Origin of the sequence: Anaerostipes faecalis (assembly GCF_018982945.1) — a bacterium.
GTDB lineage: Bacteria > Bacillota > Clostridia > Lachnospirales > Lachnospiraceae > Anaerostipes > Anaerostipes faecalis.
Map to the genome: position 1 here is coordinate 252,760 of NZ_JABRXE010000001.1, position 22,314 is coordinate 275,073.

At 36.7% G+C, this 22,314-nt stretch carries 20 protein-coding genes; 18 read left to right on the forward strand and 2 right to left on the reverse strand.

What is annotated here, in order from left to right:
• The first annotated feature begins 29 nt into the window (after nucleotides 1-29).
• The 14 genes from nifU to KTB61_RS01270 all read left to right on the forward strand — a co-directional run bounded on the left by nifU (nucleotide 30) and on the right by KTB61_RS01270 (nucleotide 13,609).
• Nucleotides 30-467 (forward strand): Fe-S cluster assembly scaffold protein NifU, encoded by a 438-nt coding sequence (gene nifU / locus KTB61_RS01205; protein WP_075759075.1) that lies wholly within the window; start codon nucleotides 30-32, stop codon nucleotides 465-467.
• A 9-nt stretch (nucleotides 468-476) separates the two neighbouring features.
• A complete protein-coding gene (gene mnmA, locus KTB61_RS01210; protein WP_143249365.1) occupies nucleotides 477-1,562 on the forward strand; it encodes a tRNA 2-thiouridine(34) synthase MnmA in 1,086 nt (361 codons plus the stop codon).
• Between the two features lie 24 nt (nucleotides 1,563-1,586).
• A complete protein-coding gene (locus KTB61_RS01215; RefSeq protein ID WP_075759073.1) occupies nucleotides 1,587-2,462 on the forward strand; it encodes a putative ABC transporter permease in 876 nt (291 codons plus the stop codon).
• Nucleotides 2,463-2,610: 148 nt separating this feature from the next.
• Nucleotides 2,611-3,489 (forward strand): DUF368 domain-containing protein, encoded by an 879-nt coding sequence (locus tag KTB61_RS01220; protein ID WP_075759072.1) that lies wholly within the window; start codon nucleotides 2,611-2,613, stop codon nucleotides 3,487-3,489.
• Nucleotides 3,490-3,641: 152 nt separating this feature from the next.
• Nucleotides 3,642-4,736, forward strand: coding sequence for a GntR family transcriptional regulator (locus KTB61_RS01225; RefSeq protein WP_216696643.1), 1,095 nt, complete (start codon nucleotides 3,642-3,644; stop codon nucleotides 4,734-4,736).
• Nucleotides 4,737-4,798: 62 nt separating this feature from the next.
• On the forward strand, nucleotides 4,799-6,412 hold the full coding sequence (locus KTB61_RS01230) for a xylulokinase (protein WP_075759070.1): 1,614 nt from the start codon (nucleotides 4,799-4,801) through the stop codon (nucleotides 6,410-6,412).
• A gap of 3 nt (nucleotides 6,413-6,415) precedes the next feature.
• Complete coding sequence (locus KTB61_RS01235; protein WP_075759069.1) at nucleotides 6,416-7,102, forward strand: L-ribulose-5-phosphate 4-epimerase; 687 nt, start codon at nucleotides 6,416-6,418, stop codon at nucleotides 7,100-7,102.
• A gap of 56 nt (nucleotides 7,103-7,158) precedes the next feature.
• Nucleotides 7,159-8,643, forward strand: coding sequence for an L-fucose/L-arabinose isomerase family protein (locus KTB61_RS01240; RefSeq protein WP_075759068.1), 1,485 nt, complete (start codon nucleotides 7,159-7,161; stop codon nucleotides 8,641-8,643).
• Nucleotides 8,644-8,832: 189 nt separating this feature from the next.
• Entirely contained in the window at nucleotides 8,833-9,507 is a 675-nt protein-coding gene (locus KTB61_RS01245) for a response regulator transcription factor (RefSeq protein ID WP_216696644.1), read from the forward strand.
• 18 nt (nucleotides 9,508-9,525) lie between these two features.
• A complete protein-coding gene (locus KTB61_RS01250; protein ID WP_230973563.1) occupies nucleotides 9,526-10,989 on the forward strand; it encodes a sensor histidine kinase in 1,464 nt (487 codons plus the stop codon).
• 9 nt (nucleotides 10,990-10,998) lie between these two features.
• The gene (locus tag KTB61_RS01255; protein WP_075759065.1) at nucleotides 10,999-11,769 is read left to right on the forward strand and encodes a hypothetical protein; all 771 of its coding nucleotides are present in this window, start codon (nucleotides 10,999-11,001) and stop codon (nucleotides 11,767-11,769) included.
• 26 nt (nucleotides 11,770-11,795) lie between these two features.
• The gene (gene hisH / locus KTB61_RS01260; protein ID WP_075759064.1) at nucleotides 11,796-12,401 is read left to right on the forward strand and encodes an imidazole glycerol phosphate synthase subunit HisH; all 606 of its coding nucleotides are present in this window, start codon (nucleotides 11,796-11,798) and stop codon (nucleotides 12,399-12,401) included.
• Between the two features lie 10 nt (nucleotides 12,402-12,411).
• Nucleotides 12,412-13,173 (forward strand): imidazole glycerol phosphate synthase subunit HisF, encoded by a 762-nt coding sequence (gene hisF, locus KTB61_RS01265; protein ID WP_216696645.1) that lies wholly within the window; start codon nucleotides 12,412-12,414, stop codon nucleotides 13,171-13,173.
• A 28-nt stretch (nucleotides 13,174-13,201) separates the two neighbouring features.
• The gene (locus KTB61_RS01270) at nucleotides 13,202-13,609 is read left to right on the forward strand and encodes a C-GCAxxG-C-C family protein (protein ID WP_075759062.1); all 408 of its coding nucleotides are present in this window, start codon (nucleotides 13,202-13,204) and stop codon (nucleotides 13,607-13,609) included.
• A 109-nt stretch (nucleotides 13,610-13,718) separates the two neighbouring features.
• Here KTB61_RS01270 and KTB61_RS01275 read toward each other — a convergent pair whose 3' ends face one another.
• Nucleotides 13,719-13,910 carry a YdeI/OmpD-associated family protein gene (locus tag KTB61_RS01275; protein ID WP_075759061.1) on the reverse strand — a complete coding sequence of 64 codons (192 nt, stop codon included), beginning with the start codon at nucleotides 13,908-13,910 and terminating at the stop codon, nucleotides 13,719-13,721.
• 207 nt (nucleotides 13,911-14,117) lie between these two features.
• A complete protein-coding gene (locus KTB61_RS01280; RefSeq protein ID WP_216696646.1) occupies nucleotides 14,118-18,335 on the reverse strand; it encodes a 2-hydroxyacyl-CoA dehydratase in 4,218 nt (1,405 codons plus the stop codon).
• A gap of 154 nt (nucleotides 18,336-18,489) precedes the next feature.
• On the opposite strand from KTB61_RS01280, the gene KTB61_RS01285 reads away from it, so the two are divergent.
• From KTB61_RS01285 to pyk, 4 genes are all read left to right on the forward strand, one after another.
• Complete coding sequence (locus KTB61_RS01285; protein ID WP_075759059.1) at nucleotides 18,490-18,834, forward strand: LysM peptidoglycan-binding domain-containing protein; 345 nt, start codon at nucleotides 18,490-18,492, stop codon at nucleotides 18,832-18,834.
• An 82-nt stretch (nucleotides 18,835-18,916) separates the two neighbouring features.
• Nucleotides 18,917-19,849, forward strand: a complete 933-nt coding sequence (locus KTB61_RS01290) for a magnesium transporter CorA family protein (protein WP_075760518.1) — start codon at nucleotides 18,917-18,919, stop codon at nucleotides 19,847-19,849.
• A 20-nt stretch (nucleotides 19,850-19,869) separates the two neighbouring features.
• The gene (locus tag KTB61_RS01295) at nucleotides 19,870-20,742 is read left to right on the forward strand and encodes a rhomboid family intramembrane serine protease (RefSeq protein ID WP_075759058.1); all 873 of its coding nucleotides are present in this window, start codon (nucleotides 19,870-19,872) and stop codon (nucleotides 20,740-20,742) included.
• Nucleotides 20,743-20,780: 38 nt separating this feature from the next.
• Entirely contained in the window at nucleotides 20,781-22,214 is a 1,434-nt protein-coding gene (gene pyk, locus KTB61_RS01300) for a pyruvate kinase (RefSeq protein ID WP_075759057.1), read from the forward strand.
• Nucleotides 22,215-22,314: the final 100 nt, after the last annotated feature.

Sequence of the window (22,314 nt, forward strand, 5' to 3'; positions counted from 1 at the left end):
TAAGTATGAGATAACAGGAGGAATTGATTATGTACAGCGAAAAAGTAATGGACCATTTCCAGAATCCTAGAAATGTTGGAGAAATTGAAAATGCAAGTGGTGTTGGAACAGTTGGAAATGCAAAATGTGGAGATATTATGAGAATGTATCTGGATATTGACGACAATGGAATTATCCAGGATGTCAAATTCAAAACCTTTGGATGTGGTGCTGCGGTTGCCACAAGTAGTATGGCAACAGAACTGGTAAAAGGGAAGACAATTCAGGAAGCTTTACAGGTAACCAATAAAGCTGTAATGGAAGCTCTTGATGGGCTTCCACCAGTAAAAGTTCATTGTTCCCTATTGGCGGAGGAAGCAATTCATGCAGCACTTTGGGATTATGCAGAAAAACACGGAATAAAAATTGAAGGTCTGGATAAACCTAAGTCAGATATCAGTGAAGGAGAAGAAGAGGAAGAATATTAGGAGGAGATTGTGAAAGAAAAAGTAGTGGTTGGAATGTCGGGAGGAGTTGATTCCTCTGTGGCAGCATATTTGTTAAAAGAACAAGGATATGATGTCATTGGTGTAACCATGCAGATCTGGCAGGAGGAAGAGGAAATTGTTCAGGAAGAAAACGGCGGATGCTGTGGACTTTCAGCAGTGGACGATGCCAGAAGAGTTGCACAGACACTGGAGATTCCTTATTATGTAATGAATTTCCGGCAGGATTTTAAAGAGAAAGTGATTGATTATTTTTGTGATGAATATCTCAATGGGAGAACTCCAAATCCCTGTATTGCATGCAATCGTTATGTAAAATGGGAATCTTTATTAAAACGTTGTCTGGATATTGGAGCAGATTATATTGCCACTGGCCACTATGCTCGGATTATACAGTTAGATAATGGCAGATATACTTTAAAAAGATCAAAAACACTGGCAAAGGACCAGACATATGCTTTGTATAATTTAACTCAAAATCAGATGTCCAGAACTTTGATGCCAGTAGGACAGTATTCAAAAGATGAGATTCGCGAGATAGCAGGCAAAATAGGTCTTCCTGTTGCAGGAAAACCAGATAGTCAGGATATTTGTTTTGTAGAAGATGATTATGGCAAATTTATTCAGGACAATACAGGAATATCTATTCCAAAAGGAAATTTTGTAGATACTCAGGGAAATATTCTTGGAGAACACAAAGGAATTATTTATTATACAGTTGGACAGAGACGAGGATTGGGATTATCACTAAAACAGCCGGGATATGTCATCAGAGTTGATAAAGATACCAATGAAGTGATTATCGGAACAAAGGAAGAACTGTTTTCCAATGTTTTGTATGCAGATCATGTGAATTTTATGTCTGTACCGGAACTTACGGGGGAATTAAGAGTAAATGCAAAAATCCGTTATAATAGTCCAGAGGTTCCATGTACTATTTCTATGGTAGATGCTGACAAAATAAAAGTTTTATTTGATCAGCCCCAGAGAGCAGTTGCACCAGGTCAGGCAGTTGTGTTTTATGATAATGACATGGTTGTGGGAGGTGCGACGATATTGAAAGGCGCTAACGAATAAAAATAGAAAGAGCGAGGATAATCTATGTCAGTTTATTATGTGGTTTTATCATTTTTTGTATATGGATTTTTAGGATGGTGTACGGAAGTTGCATTTGCAGCTGTAAAGGAGCGCTATTTTGTAAACCGTGGATTTTTAAATGGTCCAATTTGCCCGATTTATGGACTGGGAGTAACAGCAGTTGTATTTTTTTTGACAAGGTATCGAGAAAATCTTCTGCTTCTTTATATTGCATCAGTTGTTCTGGTAACAGTTCTGGAGGGACTTACCGGATGGCTGATGGAAAAGATTTTTCATGCCAGATGGTGGGATTATTCGGAGATGCCTTTGAATATTGGAGGATATGTTTGCCTGTTGTTTTCTTTAATCTGGGGTGTTGCCTGTGTATTAATTGTTGATTTTATACATCCTGTGACAATGAAGCTTCTTTCTTGGATTCCATATTATGCAGGGTGTGCAGCTCTTGTTTTATTCATGATCGGAATGTTTGCTGATCTATATGTAACAGTTGCATCTATTCTGAAGATGAACAAACGCCTTGCTGCTATGCAGGAAATTGCACAGGAATTGCATAGAATATCTGATGAGATTGGTGAAAATATTTATGAAAATGTTAAAGATGCCATGGATCATCATAATGAGATAAAACAAAAGTCTAAAGAGTTATCTGACGGTATGGAACAGAAGAGAAAAGAGATAACAGATGAATTTGAGCAGCGTAAAAAGAAAATGAAAGCGGAGAGAGATCAGCGCAGACAGGAATTGATAGATAGATATCATGAAATATCTGAAATGATTCAACAAAACAACCAGCGTTTGCTTAAGGCGTTTCCTAGAATTCATGCAAAAAGAAATCAGGAAATCCTCAATTATATAAAAAATAGAATGAGCAAAAAATAAAAATCTACATAGTTATTGCGTTGATTTAAGTAAAAATAAAATATGGGAATTGTTAAAAGACAATAAAAATATAAATGAAATACTTTAATAGGACAAAAAGGTGTGATACAATAACTGAGTTATTAATTTTTAATTAGGAGATAGGAGTATGATAATTAATTTTATACGAGGTTTTTGTATGGCATTGGCAGACAGTGTTCCTGGTGTATCAGGAGGAACAATAGCATTTCTGCTGGGATTTTATGATAAGTTTATTACTTCTCTGGATTATTTAATGTCTGGAACCAGGCAGCAGAGGATGGAAGCAATTAAATTTCTCATAAAGATCGGTATTGGATGGGTTATAGGAATGGGTGCAGCAGTATCTGTTCTGGCAAGTATTTTTGATGATAGAATCTATGAAATCAGTTCTGTGTTTCTTGGTTTGATTATTTTTGCAATTCCAATTATCTGGAAAGAAGAAAAGGAATCACTTCAGGGAAAATATCAGAATATTCCATGGGCAATACTTGGAATTATTCTTGTTGCAGCAATTACTTATTTTAATCCGGTTTCTGGAAAAGGAATCAGTGTTAGCGTGGAGCATCTGACTATTACACTGGCAATTTATATTTTTGCTGTAGCTATGGTTGCTATTTCTGCAATGGTACTACCTGGAATTTCAGGTTCTACCATGTTATTAATCTTTGGATTATATATTCCCATTATTTCAGCGGTAAAGGAATTGCTTCATTTGAATTTATCTTACCTTCCTGTATTGATTATTTTTGGACTTGGTGTGCTTACCGGAATTGCATTAGTCATTAAAATAATTAAAAATGCTCTGGATAAGCACAGATCCCAGATGATTTATTTTATTATTGGAATGATGATGGGATCATTATATGCAATTATTATGGGTCCTACTACTCTTGAGAATACAAAGCCTGCAATGGATATGAGCACATTTAAACCAATATTTTTTATTATTGGAGCAGTAATTATATTTGGATTAGAAAGATTTAAAACAATTTCTACAGATAATTAAATTTTAAGAAAGGCGATATGATACGTGTATCATATCGCTTTTTTTTGTAAATTATTAACAAAATCGATGATAGAATCTTGTAAAAAGTGTCAGATGCAACAACTTGTCGCTATGACCGTACAAGTTTTATAATGGATTTATAGGAGGATATCATGGAAAAAATATCAGGAGAAATGAAATATTATTCAATAAAAGAATCTTTAAAAAACGATATTTTGTCAGGTGTTTATCAGCCTGGAGAGAAGATGCCTTCAGAGTATCAGCTGGTAGATTTTTTTGGTGTAAGTCGTCATACCATTCGAAAAGCCCTTTCTATTTTGGAAGATGAGGGATATATCATAGCCAAACATGGAAAAGGGACATTTTGTACAGAGAGAGTAATTCATAAAAAAGAATCTATGAACATTGCAGTGGTGACAACTTACATATCTGATTATATTTTTCCAAGGTTGATTCAGGGAATTAATCAAGTGCTTGCCAGGCATGGATACAGCTTGATTTTTAAAACGACTGGAAATAGCCGCAGAGGAGAAACGGCATGTCTGGAAGATGTTCTCACAAAGGATATTGATGGAATGATTATCGAGCCCAGTAAAAGTGAAATTATATGTCGCCATCCAAAGCTTTTTGAAACTTTTGACAGTTATGAAATTCCTTATGTGTTTATTCATGGAGTATATGCGGAAATGAAGGATAAACCACATATTTTGATGAATGATTGCAAAGGAGGATATTTACTTACAGCTTATTTAATACAACTGGGACACAAACATATTGCTGGTGTCTTTAAAGCTGATGATTATCAGGGAAAAGAACGCCATAAAGGATATGTTAAAGCCTTACAGGAAGCAGGTTATGCCTATGATCCTGATATGGTCGTATGGTTTCATACAGAAGACAGAGAAATTAAACCAGCCAATATGATTTTACAGATGAAGCAATCAGGAAAAGAAATGGATGCGGTAGTTTGTTACAATGATCAGATTGCATTATCTGTTATGATGAAGCTGCAAAAAAACGGAATTTCCGTTCCTCAGAATATTTCCATTACGGGGTATGATAATTCCTTTTTGGCGCAGTTTAATTCGATTCCATTGACAACCATTGCACATCCACAGGAAAAACTTGGAGAAATGGCAGGACAGCTTTTACTGGAAAAAATTAAAGGCATTCCAGAAGAACAGTCTGCAATTCCACGATTGATTGAACCGGAGTTAATCATTGGAAAATCCTGCATGAGAAGATAAAGATCCATGAAAAAAAGAATGAGATGCCGTAGTAGTAAAACGTCTGAAAAGGAGGCTTCAAATTGGGAAAAAACGAGCTGAAAGAATCGATTGTAAGCGGAAAAACAGCATTGGGAATTGAATTTGGATCTACGAGAATTAAAGCGGTTCTTGTTGATGAAAATAATGTACCAATTGCGTCTGGAAGTCATGACTGGGAAAATCGTTTGGAAAATAATATCTGGACATATCGTTTGGAGGATATCTGGAAAGGACTCCAGGATAGTTATGAAAAAATGTCGGAAGATGTTAAAAAGCAGTATCAGGTGGAACTTAAAACTATTGGGGCAATTGGTTTTAGTGCCATGATGCATGGGTATATGGCTTTTGATTATAAGGGCAATATTCTTGTACCATTTCGTACCTGGCGTAATACAATGACTGAGGCGGCTTCATTAAAACTGACAGAAGTATTTCAGTATCATATTCCTCAGAGATGGAGCATTGCCCATCTGTATCAGGCAATCTTAAATGGAGAAGAGCATGTTAAGGATATTTCATATCTGACAACTCTGGCAGGATATGTTCACTGGAAGCTTACTGGAAAAAAAGTTCTTGGTATAGGTGAGGCATCAGGAATGTTTCCGATCAATGTAGAGACTCATAATTATAATAAAGATATGATGACGGAATTTGATAAACTGATAGCAGATAAAGATTATCAATGGAAGCTGAAAGATATACTTCCGGAAGTTTTAATGGCAGGAGACAGGGCCGGAACATTGACGGAAGAAGGGGCTAAACTTCTTGATCCTTCAGGAAAATTAAAAGCAGGAGTGCCACTTTGTCCTCCGGAAGGTGATGCGGGAACAGGAATGGTGGCAACGAACAGTATTGCCAGAAGGACGGGAAATGTATCTGCAGGAACCAGTGTATTTGCAATGATTGTTTTAGAGAAAGAATTATCCAAAGTTTATGAGGAAATTGATCTTGTAACAACACCAACAGGAAATCTTGTTGCAATGGTACATTGTAATAACTGCACATCGGATTTGAATGCATGGATAAATTTGTTTAAGGAAGTTGCTGAAAGTCTTGGAATAGAAAATTTGCATAAAAATAGGTTGTTTGAAATTTTATATAATAAAGCTTTGGAAGGGGACTCTGATTGTGGAGGACTTCTGGCTTACAATTACTTTTCTGGTGAGCATATTACAGGATTAGAAGAAGGAAGGCCATTATTTGTACGCCGTCCAGATAGTAGATTTAATCTTGCCAATTTTATGAGGGTGCATCTATTTACCGCTCTTGGTGCTCTGAAAATTGGGTTTGATATTTTAATGAAGCAGGAAGGTGTGAAAGTTGATCAGCTTTTTGGACATGGAGGATTGTTTAAGACTAAAGATGTAGGTCAAAAGATAATGGCGGCAGCAATTAACGCACCAGTTGCAGTAATGGAGACTGCCGGAGAAGGTGGCGCCTGGGGTATGGCTCTTCTTGCTTCATATATGATGAGAAAAGCAGAAAGAGAGATTCTGGATGATTATCTTGCAGAGAAGGTATTTACGGGAAATAAAGGAAAGGAGATTCTACCAGATGAAAAAGATGTAAAAGGATTCAATCTATTTATGGAACAGTATATCAAAGGAATACCAATTGAAAGAGCAGCTGTTGATACATTAATAATGGAAAGGTAAAATATGTTAGAACAATTAAAACAGCAGGTGTATGAGGCAAATATAGAGCTTCCCCGGAGAAAATTGATTACCTATACATGGGGCAATGTCAGTGGAATTGACAGAAAAAAACAATTGTTTGTTATTAAACCAAGTGGAGTAGATTATGATAAGCTTACTCCAGAGGATATGGTTGTTATGGATCTGGCTGGAAATAGGGTCGAGGGAAAGCTAAATCCATCTTCTGATATGCCTACACATTTGGAGTTATATAAAGCATTTAAGGAATTAGGTGGAATTGTACATACACATTCTCCATGGGCAACATCATGGGCACAGGCAGGACGAAATATTCCCTGTTATGGAACAACTCATGCTGACTATTTTTATGGAGAAATTCCATGTGCGAGATCTTTAACTAAGAAGGAAACAGAAGAAGCATATGAGAAAAATACAGGGTTAGTTATCATAGAAGCCATTCAAAATAAAAATCCTGAATCTGTGCCAGGAGTGCTGTGTATAAATCATGGACCATTCACATGGGGGAAAGATGCGGCAGAAGCAGTTCATAATGCAGTGGTATTAGAAGAAATTGCTAAAATGGCATATAGAACAGAATTTTTAAATGGAGAAGCAAATCAGGCCCCACAGTATTTACAGGACAAACATTTTTTCCGTAAACATGGGGAAAATGCATATTATGGACAATAAATGAAAGTAAACGAAGAAAATTATATAATGAGTGTATTTTACAAGGAGGTAGCAGAATGAATAACATGCCTAAAATTAAAGTGGGAATTGTTGCAGTCAGTCGTGACTGTTTCCCGGAGAGCTTGTCTGTGAACAGACGAAAAGCACTTGTTGCAGCATATAAGGAAAAATATGATGAATCAGATATCTATGAGTGTCCGGTGTGTATTGTAGAAAGTGAGATTCATATGGTGCAGGCACTGGAAGATATAAAACAGGCAGGATGTAATGCTTTGGTGGTATATCTTGGAAATTTTGGACCGGAAATATCAGAGACTCTTCTGGCAAAGCATTTTGAAGGGCCAAAGATGTTTATTGCGGCAGCAGAGGAAAGTGGAGATGATCTTTTGGATGGTCGTGGAGATGCTTTCTGCGGAATGTTAAATGCCAGTTATAATCTGAAACTTCGGAATATAAAAGCATATATTCCGGAATATCCGGTAGGAACAGCCGAAGAATGTGCAGATATGATACATGATTTTGTTCCGATTGCAAGAACTGTCAAGGCTTTAAGTGAACTGAAGATTATCAGTTTTGGACCACGTCCATTAAATTTTCTCGCATGCAATGCACCTATAAAAGCATTATATAATTTAAATATTGAAATTGAAGAAAATTCCGAACTTGACTTATTTGAAGCTTTCAAAAATCATGATAGAGATGAGAGAATACCAGAAATCGTGAAAGAAATGGAAGAAGAACTTGGAGAGGGAAATAAAAAACCGGAAATTCTTTCTAAATTGGCTCAGTATGAGCTGACATTAAAAGATTGGATTGAAGAACACAAAGGTTATCGTAAATATGTAGCTATAGCGGGAAAATGCTGGCCGGCATTTCAGACTCAGTTTGGTTTTGTCCCATGTTATGTTAACAGTCGTCTGACTGCACAAGGTATTCCGGTATCCTGTGAAGTTGATATTTATGGGGCATTGAGTGAGTTTATTGGAACTGTTGTAAGCGAAGACACTGTAACATTGCTGGATATTAATAATACAGTACCTGCGGATATGTATGAAGATAGCATCAAAGATACATATGGATATGACCAAAAGGAAACATTTATGGGATTCCATTGTGGAAATACTGCTTCCAGCAAACTATCTTTCTGTGAAATGAAGTATCAGAAAATTATGGCAAGAACTTTGCCGGAAGAAAATACTCAGGGAACACTGGAAGGTGATATAATTCCTGGTGATATTACTTTCTTCCGTTTGCAGAGTACGGCAGATACAAAACTGAGAGCTTATATAGCACAAGGTGAAGTTCTACCGGTTGCAACAAAATCTTTTGGAGGAATTGGAGTATTTGCAATTCCAGAGATGGGAAGATTTTATCGTCATGTATTAATTGAAAAAAATTTCCCACATCATGGAGCGGTTGCTTTTGGTCATTTTGGCAAAGCCCTGTTTGAAGTATTTAAATATATAGGAGTCGATGTTTCAGAAATTGGATTTAATCAGCCAAAAGGAATGTTGTATCCAACGGAAAATCCATTTATCTAATAAAAAAGTATTGAGAAAGAACTGTGCTAATGCATGGTTCTTTTTTTATTACATAGGAAATTCCTTTGAATTTCCTATGTAATTTAATAAAAAAGAGTGTCAGAAAAGTAGAAAGATTCACATTTTTTACATAATAGTGTGATAAAATAAATTTAAAATAAGGGGAAAGTAGACTGGAGGAAGGAAAAAATGGGTGATTTAAAAATATTAGTTGTAGATGACGAAAGCAGAATGCGTAAACTGGTTAAGGATTTTCTTATAAGAGCGGGATATCAGGTATTGGAAGCTGCAGATGGTGAAGAGGCTGTTGATATTTTTTTTAGTACAAAAGGAATAGATTTACTTGTTTTAGATGTTATGATGCCTAAAATGGATGGATGGGAAGTTGTAAAAGAGGTACGAAAAGTATCAAAAGTTCCTATCATTATGTTAACAGCCAAAGATCAGGAACAAGATGAACTGCAGGGATTTGATCTCGGGGTAGACGAATATATTTCGAAGCCTTTTAGCCCTAAAATATTAGTTGCCAGAATAGGTGCAATTTTGAGAAGGACCAGTCAGATAGAAGGAGAAAATATTGAATCTGGTGGAATTGTTATGGATGTGGGAGCACATCATGTATTGATTGACGGAAAAACAATTGAATTAAGCTTTAAGGAATTTGAGCTTCTTCAGTTTTTTATGACCAATGAGGGAAGGGCGTTAACAAGAGAGAATATTTTGAATCAGGTCTGGAACTATGATTATTTTGGAGATGCCAGAACTATTGATACACATGTAAAGAAGCTGCGTAGTAAATTAGGAGAAAAAGGAAAGTATATTCATACCATATGGGGTATGGGATACAAATTTGAGGTTGAATAGAAATTGAAGAATAAAATAATGAAAAATCAGTCAATAAAAATAAAGATGACTTTAATGCTGATTATTATTATGACTGTAACAATATTAATGTCAATACTTATTAATCTTACAATGTTAAAACCTTATTATATTTTGAAAGAAAAGAAAAATATTACATCAGCATATGAGGAAATACAGTCGCTTTTTCAAAAGGATACAGTGAAAAAGGAGGAAATTGACCAGGTTGCACGAAAATATAATTACAGGGTTCTGATCAGTGATCCGGTGAATCAGATGATATATAGTTCTGAGGATGAACGGGGCGTTATGTATAAAGATATGAAGAATATCCTAAAGAATTTTGATAGAATTCAAAGTCAGGTTGAAAAAAAAGGATATGCAGTTACTACTATATCAAATAAAAGCTCTGGAACAGGTATTAATCTGATAGGATATCTGGATGGTCAGTATACGGTTATTCTTAATACTCCCATGGAAAGTATAAAAACCAGTGCAGCCCTATCAGGAAGGTTTACTGCCTATGTTGGAATAATGCTGATTATTGCAAGCGGAATTGCCATGTACATTTATAGTAAAAATTTTACAGAACCTATTGAGGAAATGGCAAGGGTGGCAAATAGAATGTCCAATCTCGATTTTGATGTCAGGGTTAAACCTTACGGAGAAGATGAGATAGGTAAGTTAGGTAATAGTTTAAATGACTTATCCGGGAAACTGGAAATGACTATTTCAGAATTAAAAACAGCTAATAATGAACTTCAAAAAGATATCGAACAAAAGATTCAGATTGATGAGATGAGAAAAGAGTTTCTGTCTCATGTATCTCACGAATTAAAAACACCAATTGCATTAATTCAGGGATATTCTGAAGGTTTGAAAGATAATATTTTTGATGATGAGGAAAGTAAAAATTTTTATTGTGATGTTATTGCTGACGAAGCACAGAAAATGAATCGAATGGTTCAGAAACTTATGACATTAAATCAAATAGAATTTGGAAATAATCAGGTGGAAATGGAACGATTTAATATCTCTGAACTGATTCAAAATATGGTGGATTCCAATAAAATATTATTGGAAAAAGATAACGTTTCCATAGTATTTAATGAAGGTCCGGTTACTGTATGGGCGGATGAATTTATGATAGAAGAAGTGGTCAGCAATTATCTAAGTAATGCCAGAAATCATGTCAGTGAAAATGGAGTCATTCAAATCAGTTATTGTTATCATGGTGATAATCTCCGTGTAAAAGTATTTAATAGTGGAAAACATATCCCGGAAGAAGATCTGGATAAACTGTGGATAAAATTTTACAAGGTGGACAAAGCCAGAACAAGAGAGTATGGCGGAAGCGGTGTTGGATTATCTATTGTTGAGGCTACTATGAAAGCTCATGGAAAAGATTATGGAGTTTCTAATATTTCAGGTGGCGTAGAATTCTATTTTGAAGTAGAATTAGATAAGAATAATATTGAAGGATAGGATGATAAAATGTTAAAAGATTATTGTGAACAAATAAAAGATGCTGATTTAGTACTGGTGGGAATAGGAAAAGAGCTTCATGCCAATCGTTTGATTGATTATGAAAAAGAAATAGATAATTCCTATTATCAGAATCTTCTGGGAAAGGAAGATGAGAAATCAGTTTGGATGAGAAATGTATATGAGAGATATTATCTTCTGACACTTGGAGATGTAGATTATTTTAAAGCACTGGAGGAAGTGCTGGAGAATAAGAATTATTTTGTTGTTACAAGTAACGATGATGGTCTTGTCTATCATTCCAGATTAAAAAAAGATCGAATTACATCTCCATGTGGAAACGGTGATTTTTTTCAGTGTAGCAAGCCATGTAGTGAACAGTTGTATCCTGCAAAACCCGGACTGGAAGATTTAATTTCCTATTATGAGTCAACCGGTAAAATTGAAACATTGGAATGTCCTAAATGTGGTCAGCAATTTATTTTTAATGTCCGCACAGAAGATACAAAGGATGTTTATATTGAAGGTGCTTATTTAACTTCCTGGGCGAATTATACAAAATGGCTTCAAGGGACTTTAAATAAAAAGATTTTTATATTAGAATTAGGGGAAGGGTTCGAAACACCAAGTCTGTTCCGCTGGCCTTTTGAGAAAGTTGCATTTTATAATGAAAAGGCAACTTTTGTAAGAGTACATAAATCTCTGTATCAGATGAACAAGGAATTAAAAGGTAAAGGGATAGCAGTACAGATGGACAGTAAGGAGTTTCTGGGTCTGTAATAATAAAACATAAGAGGAGGCAGCGTATGATTGCAATTATTGATTATGATGCCGGAAATATAAAAAGCGTTGAAAAGGCTTTGAATTTTCTGGGAGAAGAAGCAGTGATAACACGGGACCACGATGAAATACTTAAAAGCGATAAAGTGATTCTTCCTGGAGTCGGGGCTTTTGGAGATGCCATGGAAAAGCTTCACAAATATGGTCTGGTTGATACAATTGGACAGGTTGTAGAAAAGGGTATACCGTTTCTTGGAATATGTCTTGGACTTCAGCTGATGTTTGAAAGCAGTGATGAGGCTCCAGGAGTGAAGGGACTGGGTATTTTACCTGGAAAAATTTTGAGAATTCCTAAACAGGAAGATATGAAGATACCTCATATGGGCTGGAATAATATTAAAATAAAAGATGGGGCAAAATTATTTAAAGGATTGGAAAAAGATCCATATGTATATTTTGTTCATTCCTATTATCTGGAAGCAGATGACGAGAACATTGTTGCAGCAACAACAGAGTATGGAGTAACAATTCACGCCTCTGTTGAGAAAGATAACGTCTTTGCCTGCCAGTTCCATCCGGAAAAGAGCAGTACGGTAGGACTTCAGATACTTAAGAATTTTATTTCACTATAGGAGGAATGGCATGCATACAAAAAGAATTATTCCATGTCTGGATGTAAAAGGCGGACGTGTTGTAAAAGGTGTAAATTTTGTTAATTTAATTGATGCAGGGGATCCTGTGGCTATTGGAGCTGCTTATGATAAAGCAGGAGCAGATGAACTGGTATTTCTTGATATTACAGCATCATCAGATGCAAGAAATATTATGATTGACATGGTAAGAAAGGTTGCAGAAACAGTATTTATTCCATTTACTGTTGGTGGCGGGATTCGTACCGTGGATGATTTCAAGGCAATTCTCAGGGAGGGTGCCGATAAGATTTCTATCAACTCTTCTGCAATCAATACACCGAATCTGATCAATGATGCAGCGGATAAGTTTGGAAGCCAGTGTGTTGTTATTGCCATTGATGCCAAGAGAAGAGCAGATGGTTCCGGATGGAATGTTTATAAAAATGGTGGACGAATTGATGTTGGACTTGATGCTGTGGAATGGGCTATGGAAGCTAACCGTCGTGGTGCAGGAGAAATTTTGCTGACCAGTATGGATTGTGATGGAACAAAAGCAGGGTATGATAATGAATTAACCAGAATTATTGCTGAAAATGTTGATATTCCGGTTATTGCATCCGGCGGAGCCGGAACAAAAGAACATTTTTATGATACTTTAACAGAAGGAAAAGCAGATGCAGCACTGGCGGCATCTTTGTTCCATTTTAATGAGCTAAAGATAACTGATCTGAAAGATTATCTGGCTGGTCGGGGAATCAGTGTCAGAAGATAAATTTTGATAGAAAAAAGGAGACGATCATATGAATTCAAAAGCAAAAAAAGCCGATGAAAATCATAAAAAAGGCTATAATTGCGCTCAGGCAGTTGCGTGTGCATTTTGTGATGAAACAGGAATTGATGAAAAGACAATGTTTCGTATGATGGAAGGCCATGGGCTGGGAATGGGTGGTATGCAGGGAACCTGCGGTGCCATTACAGGAGCAGTAGCGGTTTTAGGAGCTGTAAACAGTAATGGAGATTTAGAACATCCGGTTTCTAAATCTGATACTTACAAATTGTCTAAAGAATTGGTAGAACAATTTCAGGAGAAAAATGGTGCCATTGCCTGTAAAGATTTAAAAGGTGTTGAGACAGGAAAAATGGTAAGAAGCTGTCCGGGATGTATTGAAGATGCAGCTACTATTCTGGCAGATATTTTGAAAAAGTAATAGCAATATATTAAAATAAAAATACTATACCACAGATGCCATATGACGTCTGTGGTATAATTTTTTTAGAGCATATTTTCTAATATTCCATTTTCAGAAAAGAGTAATTTTAACTGTAATGGTCAAAAACTGCAAGGGTTGATACATAATGTCTCATTTCTTCTCTGCTACTGATATGGCGGGCCTGTTCAATAACAGCATCTTGTTCTGATTTAGAAAGGGAAGAAAACTGTTCCATGGCTTTTGAGTTCTTTGCTAATTCCATGGCAAGTCCCACAGGCATTTCATTATTTGAATGCATTTCTATCACCTCGGTTACAGTATGAGTTGTCTTTTGGAAAAATATACGATATATATGTATGTCAAAGAATCATAATTTTGTATCTTTTCAAATTATTAGAAGTTTTTAATGAAAAAGTTGAGAATAAAAAACACATGGACCACAAACCATCCAGCCCAGGCCGTTAGGCCAGGAAGGCGGTTGCGGGCATGTGTTTTTATATTTCCTTTATGATTCTAAATTCTTTTCTGCTGCAGAGAGCATCAGTTTGATTCGGTTAATCTGGTTGACTTCGCTGGCTCCCGGATCGTAATCAATGGCTACGATATTTGCTTCAGGGAATGCCTGACGAATTTCTTTAATAACACCTTTTCCAACCACGTGGTTTGGCAGGCATGCAAATGGCTGGGTACATACAATATTTGGTGCCCCGCTATGAATCAGTTCTACCATCTCACCAGTCAGGAACCACCCTTCACCGGTCTGGTTTCCGATGGATACAAATGGTTTCGCATAAGCAGCCAGATCTTTGATATAGGCAGGAGCTTCAAAACGTTTGCTCTTTGCAAGTTCTTTTCTTAAGGTTTTTCTATATGTTTCCACAATTTTGATTGCGGCATTACATACAATAGCAGTACTCTTGGATTTTCCAAGATAACGGTATTTAAAATTACTGTTATAAAAACCATACATGAAGAAGTCAAGTAAATCAGGTACAACAGCTTCTGCACCCTCACGCTCCAGAAGTTCCACAAGATGATTGTTTGCATCTGGAAGGAATTTAACAAGAATTTCTCCAACGATACCAACGCGAGGTTTCTGAATATCTTTTAAAGGAATACGATCGAAATCACGGATGATACCACGGATATTTTTCTGGAAAGTCAAGAAGTTTCCTTTGACAATATCCTGTTTACATTTTGCTTCCCATCGTTTGTGGAGTCGATTGACAGATCCTTTTTTCTTTTCATAAGGTCTGGTACGGTAGACAACTCTCATAAATACATCTCCGTAAACGATTGCCTGAACAGCACGGTTCAGGAGACTTGGAGTTAATTTAAATCCACTGTTTTTCTCAATTCCCTGTGTACTGATACCAATAACCGGGATATGGCCATAGCCGGCTTTTTCAAGAGCACGACGGATAAAGCTGATATAGTTTGTTGCGCGGCATCCACCACCTGTCTGTGAAATTGCCAGAGCGATTTTGTCAGTATCATATTTTCCTGACAATAATGCATTCATCAGCTGTCCAATTACAATCAAGGAAGGATAACAGGCATCATTGTTTACATATTTAAGTCCTGTATTTACATCTTTCATTCCATTTTGTTCCAGAATCTTGACGTTATATCCACATGATTTCAAAGCAGGTTCCAAGAAAGTAAAATGAATTGGAGACATCTGAGGAACAAGGATTGTATAGTCCTTGGCCATTTCTTTTGTAAATTCTATACGTTTAATGGCAGCAGATACCGGTTTTGGTGTAATTTTGTGTTTTTTTCGAACTCGGACAGCACTGATCAAAGAACGGATACGGATTCTTGCAGCACCTAAATTATTAACTTCATCGATTTTCAGTACAGTGTAAATACGTCCGGATTTAGTTAAGATATCTTTTACAGTATCTGTTGTAACAGCATCCAGACCACATCCAAAGGAATTCAGCTGAATAACCTCTAACTGTTTGTTGGATTTTGCATAGTTGGCAGCTGCATACAGTCTGGAGTGATACATCCATTGGTCGGATACATTTAACGGACGCTCTACATTGGACAAATGAGAAATAGAATCTTCCGTTAGTACAGCAATACCATAGGAGTTGATTAATTCCGGAATACCGTGATTAATCTCAGGATCGATATGGTATGGTCGACCGCACAAAACAATACCTGTTCTTCCGGATTCTGCCAGATATGCCAGTACTTCTTCACCTTTGGTCTGAATGTCTTTTCTTACAGCTTCCAGTTCATCATAAGCCTTAGTAACTGCATGTTCCACTTCATTGGATGATACAGTAAAATGCTTTTTCATTTCTTCAAAGAGGCGGGATTTTAATGCATCTTCATTATCCAGTGCAAGGAAAGGATTCATGAAGTTTATACCCTTCGTTTGAAGTTCCTCCATATTATTTTTAATATTTTCTGCATAGGACGTAACAATCGGACAGTTATAATGATTGTTTGCCCCCTCTGTTTCGTCACGTTCATACGGAATACATGGATAGAAAATATCTTTAACTCCCTGTTTGATCAGCCACATGACATGCCCATGAGCAAGCTTCGCAGGGTAACATTCTGATTCGCTTGGAATGGATTCAATTCCCAGTTCGTAGATTTTTCGGGATGATTCCGGAGAAACCAAAACTTTGAACCCAAGTTCCGTGAAGAATGTAAACCAGAAAGGATAATTTTCATAAATATTTAAAACTCTAGGAATACCAATGACGCCACGAACGGCTTTTTCATCAGATAAAGGTTCATAATCAAAGGTACGGTGGAGTTTATAATCATACAGGTTAGGTACATGGTCAGCATTTGGCTCTTTTCCAATGCCTCTTTCACAGCGGTTACCTGTAATGTATCGGCGACCATTGGAAAACTTGTTGATGGTAAGCAGACAATGGTTGGTACATCCTTTACATCTTGTCATAGAAGTATCAACACTCATGGCAAAAATTTCTTCCAGTGGAAGCATGGATGTTTCATGTCCCTTTTCATAGCGTTCTCTGGCAATAAGAGCAGATCCAAAAGCTCCCATAATTCCGGCAATATCCGGTCGTACAGCATTACATCCGGAAATACGTTCAAAACTTCTAAGAACAGCATCATTATAGAAGGTTCCACCCTGAACCACAATGTGTTTTCCAAGATCGCTTGGATCTGTTAATTTGATAACTTTATATAAAGCATTTTTAATAACAGAATAAGCAAGACCTGCTGAAATGTCTCCAACACTTGCTCCCTCTTTTTGTGCCTGTTTAACTTTGGAGTTCATAAATACTGTACATCGGGAACCAAGATCAATTGGATTTTTAGCTGTCAGGGCAACTTTTGCGAATTCCTCAACAGAATGATTTAATGACTTTGCAAAAGTTTCAATAAATGATCCACATCCGGAAGAACATGCTTCATTTAACTGAACATCATCTACAACACCGTTTTTAATACGAATACATTTCATATCCTGACCACCGATGTCAAGAATACAATCAACATTCGGTTCAAAAAATGCCGCTGCATAGTAATGAGCGATGGTTTCAACTTCACCGAAATCAAGATTTAATGCTGCTTTTATCAAATGTTCTCCATAACCGGTTGAGCAGGAAGATACAATCTTTGCAGTATCCGGCATCTGCTCATCTATTTCATGAAGAGATTCGATAACTGCATGTAAAGGACTTCCGTTGTTATTATTGTAGTAGCTGTACAATAATTCTCCATCTTCACCAGCCAGAGCAACTTTTGTGGTAGTTGAGCCGGCATCGATTCCAAGATAACAGTTTCCCTTATATGTAGAAAGATTTCCACGTTTTACAACATGACGGTTATGATCCTTTACAAAACCTTTATATTCCTGTTCGTTTGCAAAGAGTGGTTCTAAACGGTCAACTTCCTGTTTCAGTTCAATTTTTTTCTCAAACTGTTTTAATAAATCTGTAAAATTTGTTGTAACATCTTCTTTGGCATTTAAAGCAGCACCAACGGCTGCAAATAAATGAGAATGGGTTGGAGCAATAATTTCTTCATCTTTTAATTCCAGAGTACGGATAAATGCATTTTTCAATTCTGGAAGGAAATGAAGAGGACCTCCTAAAAATGCAACATTTCCACGGATTGGTTTTCCGCAGGCAAGTCCACTGATGGTCTGATTAACAACTGCCTGAAAAATAGAAGCTGCAAGATTTTCTTTGGTTGCTCCTTCGTTGATCAGTGGCTGAATATCGGTTTTAGCAAATACACCACAACGTGCAGCAATTGGATAAATGGTATCAAAGTTTTTAGCATATTCATTTAAACCAGAAGCATCTGTCTGCAGAAGAGAGGCCATCTGGTCAATAAAAGAACCAGTACCTCCAGCACAAACTCCGTTCATTCTCTGATCAATTCCATTGGTAAAGTAAATTATTTTTGCATCTTCTCCGCCAAGTTCTATTGCAACATCAGTATGAGGTGCATAATCCTGCAAGGCTGTGGATACACAGACCACTTCCTGACAGAAAGGAATTTCTAGATAAGAAGAAATAGAAAGACCTCCAGAACCTGTAACGGTTGGAGCAAAAGTTGTTTCTCCGATTTGGTCTTTTGCTTTTTTTAATAAGGAAGCTAAAGTTTCCTGAATTTTTGCAAAATGTCTTTGGTAATCTGAGAAAAGTATATTATGTTGTTCGTCGATAACGGCGACTTTGACTGTTGTAGAGCCAATATCAATTCCTAATCGTTTCATCTTTTCGTATACCTACTTTCTAAATTTGCATTATTCCTTATTATAATAGAAAAACAAATATTTGCAAAGAGGAATAGAATATTTTTTTTAGGTGAGAATAATGGAAACAAATATTGAGATTTGAATAGTCTAATAAAAAAGTAAAGGTAATGTCATGGCAGATCAGAAAAAGTGTAACGGAAGTATTTATGTTGTGAAGGAAAATGATACTTTATACCAGATTGCAGGAGCCTATGGAATTCGGGTAAAGGATATCATGCGTCAAAATCCTTATGTCAATGTATATAATCTTCAGCCGGGAGATGAGTTATGTGTTCCGGGATTTACTCCGGTTATATCTGGAGCATTTATTCCATATGTGGTAAAAAAGGGAGATACCATTCTTGATATAGCGAAATCTAACAAAACAACAGTTGAAAATTTAGCAAAATCTAACAAAAAAATAAGAGATTTGACCCTTCCAGTTGGTACAGTACTGTTAATTGACAAAGCAAATTGAGTTATTTATAATGAAATAAGATATGCAAAAAGCGGTGCCTTGCCCTGGAGCATACGCACCGCTGGCAGGAGAGGAGTTAAAGATGATTAAATATTATCGGACCATGGACAATCAAATTAATGAAATCAGTGAATCTATGGAGGGAACCTGGATATCGTTGATACATCCCACTGCTGCAGAGCTGGTTCAGATTTCCAGGGAACATAAAATCGATCTTGATCATTTAAAAGCTCCTTTAGATGAAGAAGAACGATCACGTATTGAGGTGGAAGATGATTACACACTGATCATCGTAGATATTCCGGTAACTGAAGAGCGTAAAGAGAAAGAGTATTTTCTTACGATACCATGTGGTATTATTTTGGGACAGGATGTGATCATTACAGTTTGTCTGATGGATACACCAGTGTTATCTGACTTTCGTGATGGCAGAGTACGCAATTTCTGGACATTTAAACGGACAAGGTTTATTCTTCAGATGCTGTACCGGAATGCATCATTATATCTGCAGTATCTTCGTTCTATTGACAAGAAAAGTGATGAGGTTGAAAAACAGCTCCATATCTCCACTAAGAACCAGGAGTTAATTGAGCTTTTAGAGCTGGAAAAGAGTTTGGTTTACTTTTCCACATCCCTGCGGGGTAATGAGCTGGTTCTGGAAAAGTTATTAAAAATTGAAAAGATTAAGCAGTATCCGGAAGATGAAGAGCTTTTGGATGATGTTATCATCGAAAATAAGCAGGCAATCGAAATGGCAGATATCTACAGTAATATCTTAAGCGGAACTATGGATGCCTATGCTTCAGTTATATCCAACAATCTGAATATTGTTATGAAGGTTTTGGCGGTTATTACCATTGTAATGTCCATTCCGACTATGATTGCAAGTTTCTGGGGGATGAATGTTCCGGTTCCTATGGCGAAATCCCCTTATGGTTTCTTGATATTGGTAATATCTTCTTTAATTCTTACTGTTATTGGTGGATTTATATTAGGAAGAAAAAAGATGTTTTAAAAAAATAAGAAAGGTTTGTTATGTGGCTGAATAAACTTGAGGAAAAATTTGGAAAATATGCGATTCCCAATCTTCCAAAGATTATTGTAATATTATATGCAATTGGATATGTGATTCAGATGATTTCTCCGGATTTATTTGATTTGATGCAATTAAATCCGTATCTGATTATGCATGGACAGATTTGGCGACTTTTTACATTTTTAATGGTAGGACCTAGTACAAGTTTAATTTTTATTATATTTGTTCTTCTGTTTTATTATTCCGTTGGTTCTTCTCTAGAACAGGTCTGGGGAACATTTCGGTTTAATATGTACTATTTTATTGGAGTGTTAGGAACAATCCTTGGAGCGTTCCTTACATATGCAGCACTTAGATTTTCACAAGGTGAACTGGCAGGAGCTGCAGTATATATGGATACTTTTTATCTGAATATTACATTGTTTCTGGCATATGCCATGATGTTTCCGAATATGCAGGTATATCTATACATGATATTGCCAATCCGCGTAAAATGGCTTGCGTATCTGGATGGGATATATCTGGGCTACATTTTTTTAACATCAGGCTTTACAGTTTACGGAATTTCGGTTAAAGTATCAATTGTAGTGGCGTTATTAAATTTCCTGTTGTTCTTTTTCTCAATGAAGAAGATTCGAAGCCGGGGGGCGTCTTTTGTCAGCAGAGTATCTGGACAGAGACGGCACAGGGAATTTAAAAACAAGACTAATCCTAAGGGAAGAAAAAAGAACGGGGCTGTGCATGAATGTGCTATATGCCATCGTACGGAACTGGACGATCCAACATTGGAATTTCGTTATTGTTCCAAGTGTGATGGGGATTACGAATATTGTCAGGATCATTTGTTTACCCATAAACACGTAAAGAAGTGAGTTGTTAATATTATATATGAGATTTAAAGGAGAAAATTATGCTAACCAAAAAGACTAAAATTATTTGTACTATGGGACCGGCAACAGATGATGATGCCGTTTTAAAACAGCTGATGCTGGAAGGAATGGATATTGCTCGTCTGAATTTCTCTCATGGTGACCACGAGGAACAGTTAGGCAGAATCAAAAGAATCAAAAAATTTAGAGAAGAATTAGGATTGCCGATTGCTATCCTGCTTGATACAAAAGGGCCTGAGATCCGAACAGGATTACTTTCAACAGATGGCGATGTTGAATTGAAGGAAGGACAGGAATTTGTCCTTACAACAAGAGAAGTGGAAGGTACAAATACTATCGTAAGCATTACATATGCTGAACTTCCAAATGATGTAGAACCAGGAAATACCATTCTGATTGATGACGGATTGATTGAAGTTCGTGTAAAAGAGATCAAGGATGGGACAGACATCGTATGTGAGGTAGTAAATGGTGGTCTGCTTGGAAGCCGTAAAGGTGTTAATGTACCAAATGTAAAAGTAAACCTTCCTTCTATCACAGAAAAGGATAAAGCTGATATTGAATTTGGTCTGGAAAACGGAATCGATTTCATTGCAGCTTCCTTTATCCGTAATGCGGATGCTGTAAATGAGATCAAGGCAATCATTGATAAATATAAAATGAACGTTGGGGTTATCTCCAAGATCGAGAACATTGAAGGTGTTGAAAATATCGATGCCATCATCGAAGCTTCTGAAGGTGTTATGATCGCGCGTGGTGACCTTGGTGTTGAAATCCCTGCAGAAGAAGTACCATTCTTACAGAAAGCGATCATTAAAAAATGTAATAAGGCATTTAAACCAGTTGTTACTGCAACACAGATGCTGGATTCCATGATCCGTAACCCACGTCCGACAAGAGCAGAAGTAACAGACGTTGCCAATGCGATCTATGATGGAACAGACGCAATCATGTTATCTGGTGAAACAGCAAAAGGAAAACATCCGGTTGAAGCAGTTCGTATGATGAACCAGATCGCAATTTCAACAGAACTCCATCTTGATACAAAGATTCAGGATTACCGTTCTGTTTATGTGAATCGTGGAATCTCTGCTGCTGTAGCATACTCAGCAGTACAGACAGCACATAATATCAGTGCAAAATGTATCCTGGCTTCCAGTATGTCAGGATTTACAGCAAGAATCGTATCAAAATTCAAACCAGATGCACAGATTATCGGATTATCTCCAGATGAATCCATCGTGCGTAAGATGCAGTTATACTGGGGTGTACGTCCATTCAAATCTCATAAAGCAGAAACAACAAAAGATTTACTGGATGAAGCAACAGATATTGTATTAGATGCAGGACTTGCTGAACAGGATGATATCCTTGTATTAACAGGTGGAGGCCCAGCTGATCACCGTGGAAAAGGTGTTACAAACATGCTGAAAGTTGTTAAAATTGGTGAATAATCGACAGTAATATATGGTAAAATGGGGATGTAGTAATACATCCCTTATTTTAATTTCTTAAAATTAAAATACTCTTGGCGGATGTGAAGGTATCGGGAGG

Excerpts from the sequence above, each read along its gene's own strand:
- nifU (WP_075759075.1), top strand. The coding sequence starts at position 30 with ATGTACAGCGAAAAAGTAATGGACCATTTCCAGAATCCTAGAAATGTT.
- KTB61_RS01215 (WP_075759073.1), top strand. The coding sequence starts at position 1,587 with ATGTCAGTTTATTATGTGGTTTTATCATTTTTTGTATATGGATTTTTA.
- KTB61_RS01220 (WP_075759072.1), top strand. The coding sequence starts at position 2,611 with ATGATAATTAATTTTATACGAGGTTTTTGTATGGCATTGGCAGACAGT.
- KTB61_RS01225 (WP_216696643.1), top strand. The coding sequence starts at position 3,642 with ATGGAAAAAATATCAGGAGAAATGAAATATTATTCAATAAAAGAATCT.
- KTB61_RS01235 (WP_075759069.1), top strand. The coding sequence starts at position 6,416 with ATGTTAGAACAATTAAAACAGCAGGTGTATGAGGCAAATATAGAGCTT.
- KTB61_RS01240 (WP_075759068.1), top strand. The coding sequence starts at position 7,159 with ATGAATAACATGCCTAAAATTAAAGTGGGAATTGTTGCAGTCAGTCGT.
- KTB61_RS01245 (WP_216696644.1), top strand. The coding sequence starts at position 8,833 with ATGGGTGATTTAAAAATATTAGTTGTAGATGACGAAAGCAGAATGCGT.
- KTB61_RS01250 (WP_230973563.1), top strand. The coding sequence starts at position 9,526 with ATGAAAAATCAGTCAATAAAAATAAAGATGACTTTAATGCTGATTATT.
- KTB61_RS01255 (WP_075759065.1), top strand. The coding sequence starts at position 10,999 with ATGTTAAAAGATTATTGTGAACAAATAAAAGATGCTGATTTAGTACTG.
- hisH (WP_075759064.1), top strand. The coding sequence starts at position 11,796 with ATGATTGCAATTATTGATTATGATGCCGGAAATATAAAAAGCGTTGAA.
- hisF (WP_216696645.1), top strand. The coding sequence starts at position 12,412 with ATGCATACAAAAAGAATTATTCCATGTCTGGATGTAAAAGGCGGACGT.
- KTB61_RS01270 (WP_075759062.1), top strand. The coding sequence starts at position 13,202 with ATGAATTCAAAAGCAAAAAAAGCCGATGAAAATCATAAAAAAGGCTAT.
- KTB61_RS01275 (WP_075759061.1), bottom strand. The coding sequence starts at position 13,910 with ATGCATTCAAATAATGAAATGCCTGTGGGACTTGCCATGGAATTAGCA.
- KTB61_RS01280 (WP_216696646.1), bottom strand. The coding sequence starts at position 18,335 with ATGAAACGATTAGGAATTGATATTGGCTCTACAACAGTCAAAGTCGCC.
- KTB61_RS01285 (WP_075759059.1), top strand. The coding sequence starts at position 18,490 with ATGGCAGATCAGAAAAAGTGTAACGGAAGTATTTATGTTGTGAAGGAA.
- KTB61_RS01290 (WP_075760518.1), top strand. The coding sequence starts at position 18,917 with ATGATTAAATATTATCGGACCATGGACAATCAAATTAATGAAATCAGT.
- KTB61_RS01295 (WP_075759058.1), top strand. The coding sequence starts at position 19,870 with ATGTGGCTGAATAAACTTGAGGAAAAATTTGGAAAATATGCGATTCCC.
- pyk (WP_075759057.1), top strand. The coding sequence starts at position 20,781 with ATGCTAACCAAAAAGACTAAAATTATTTGTACTATGGGACCGGCAACA.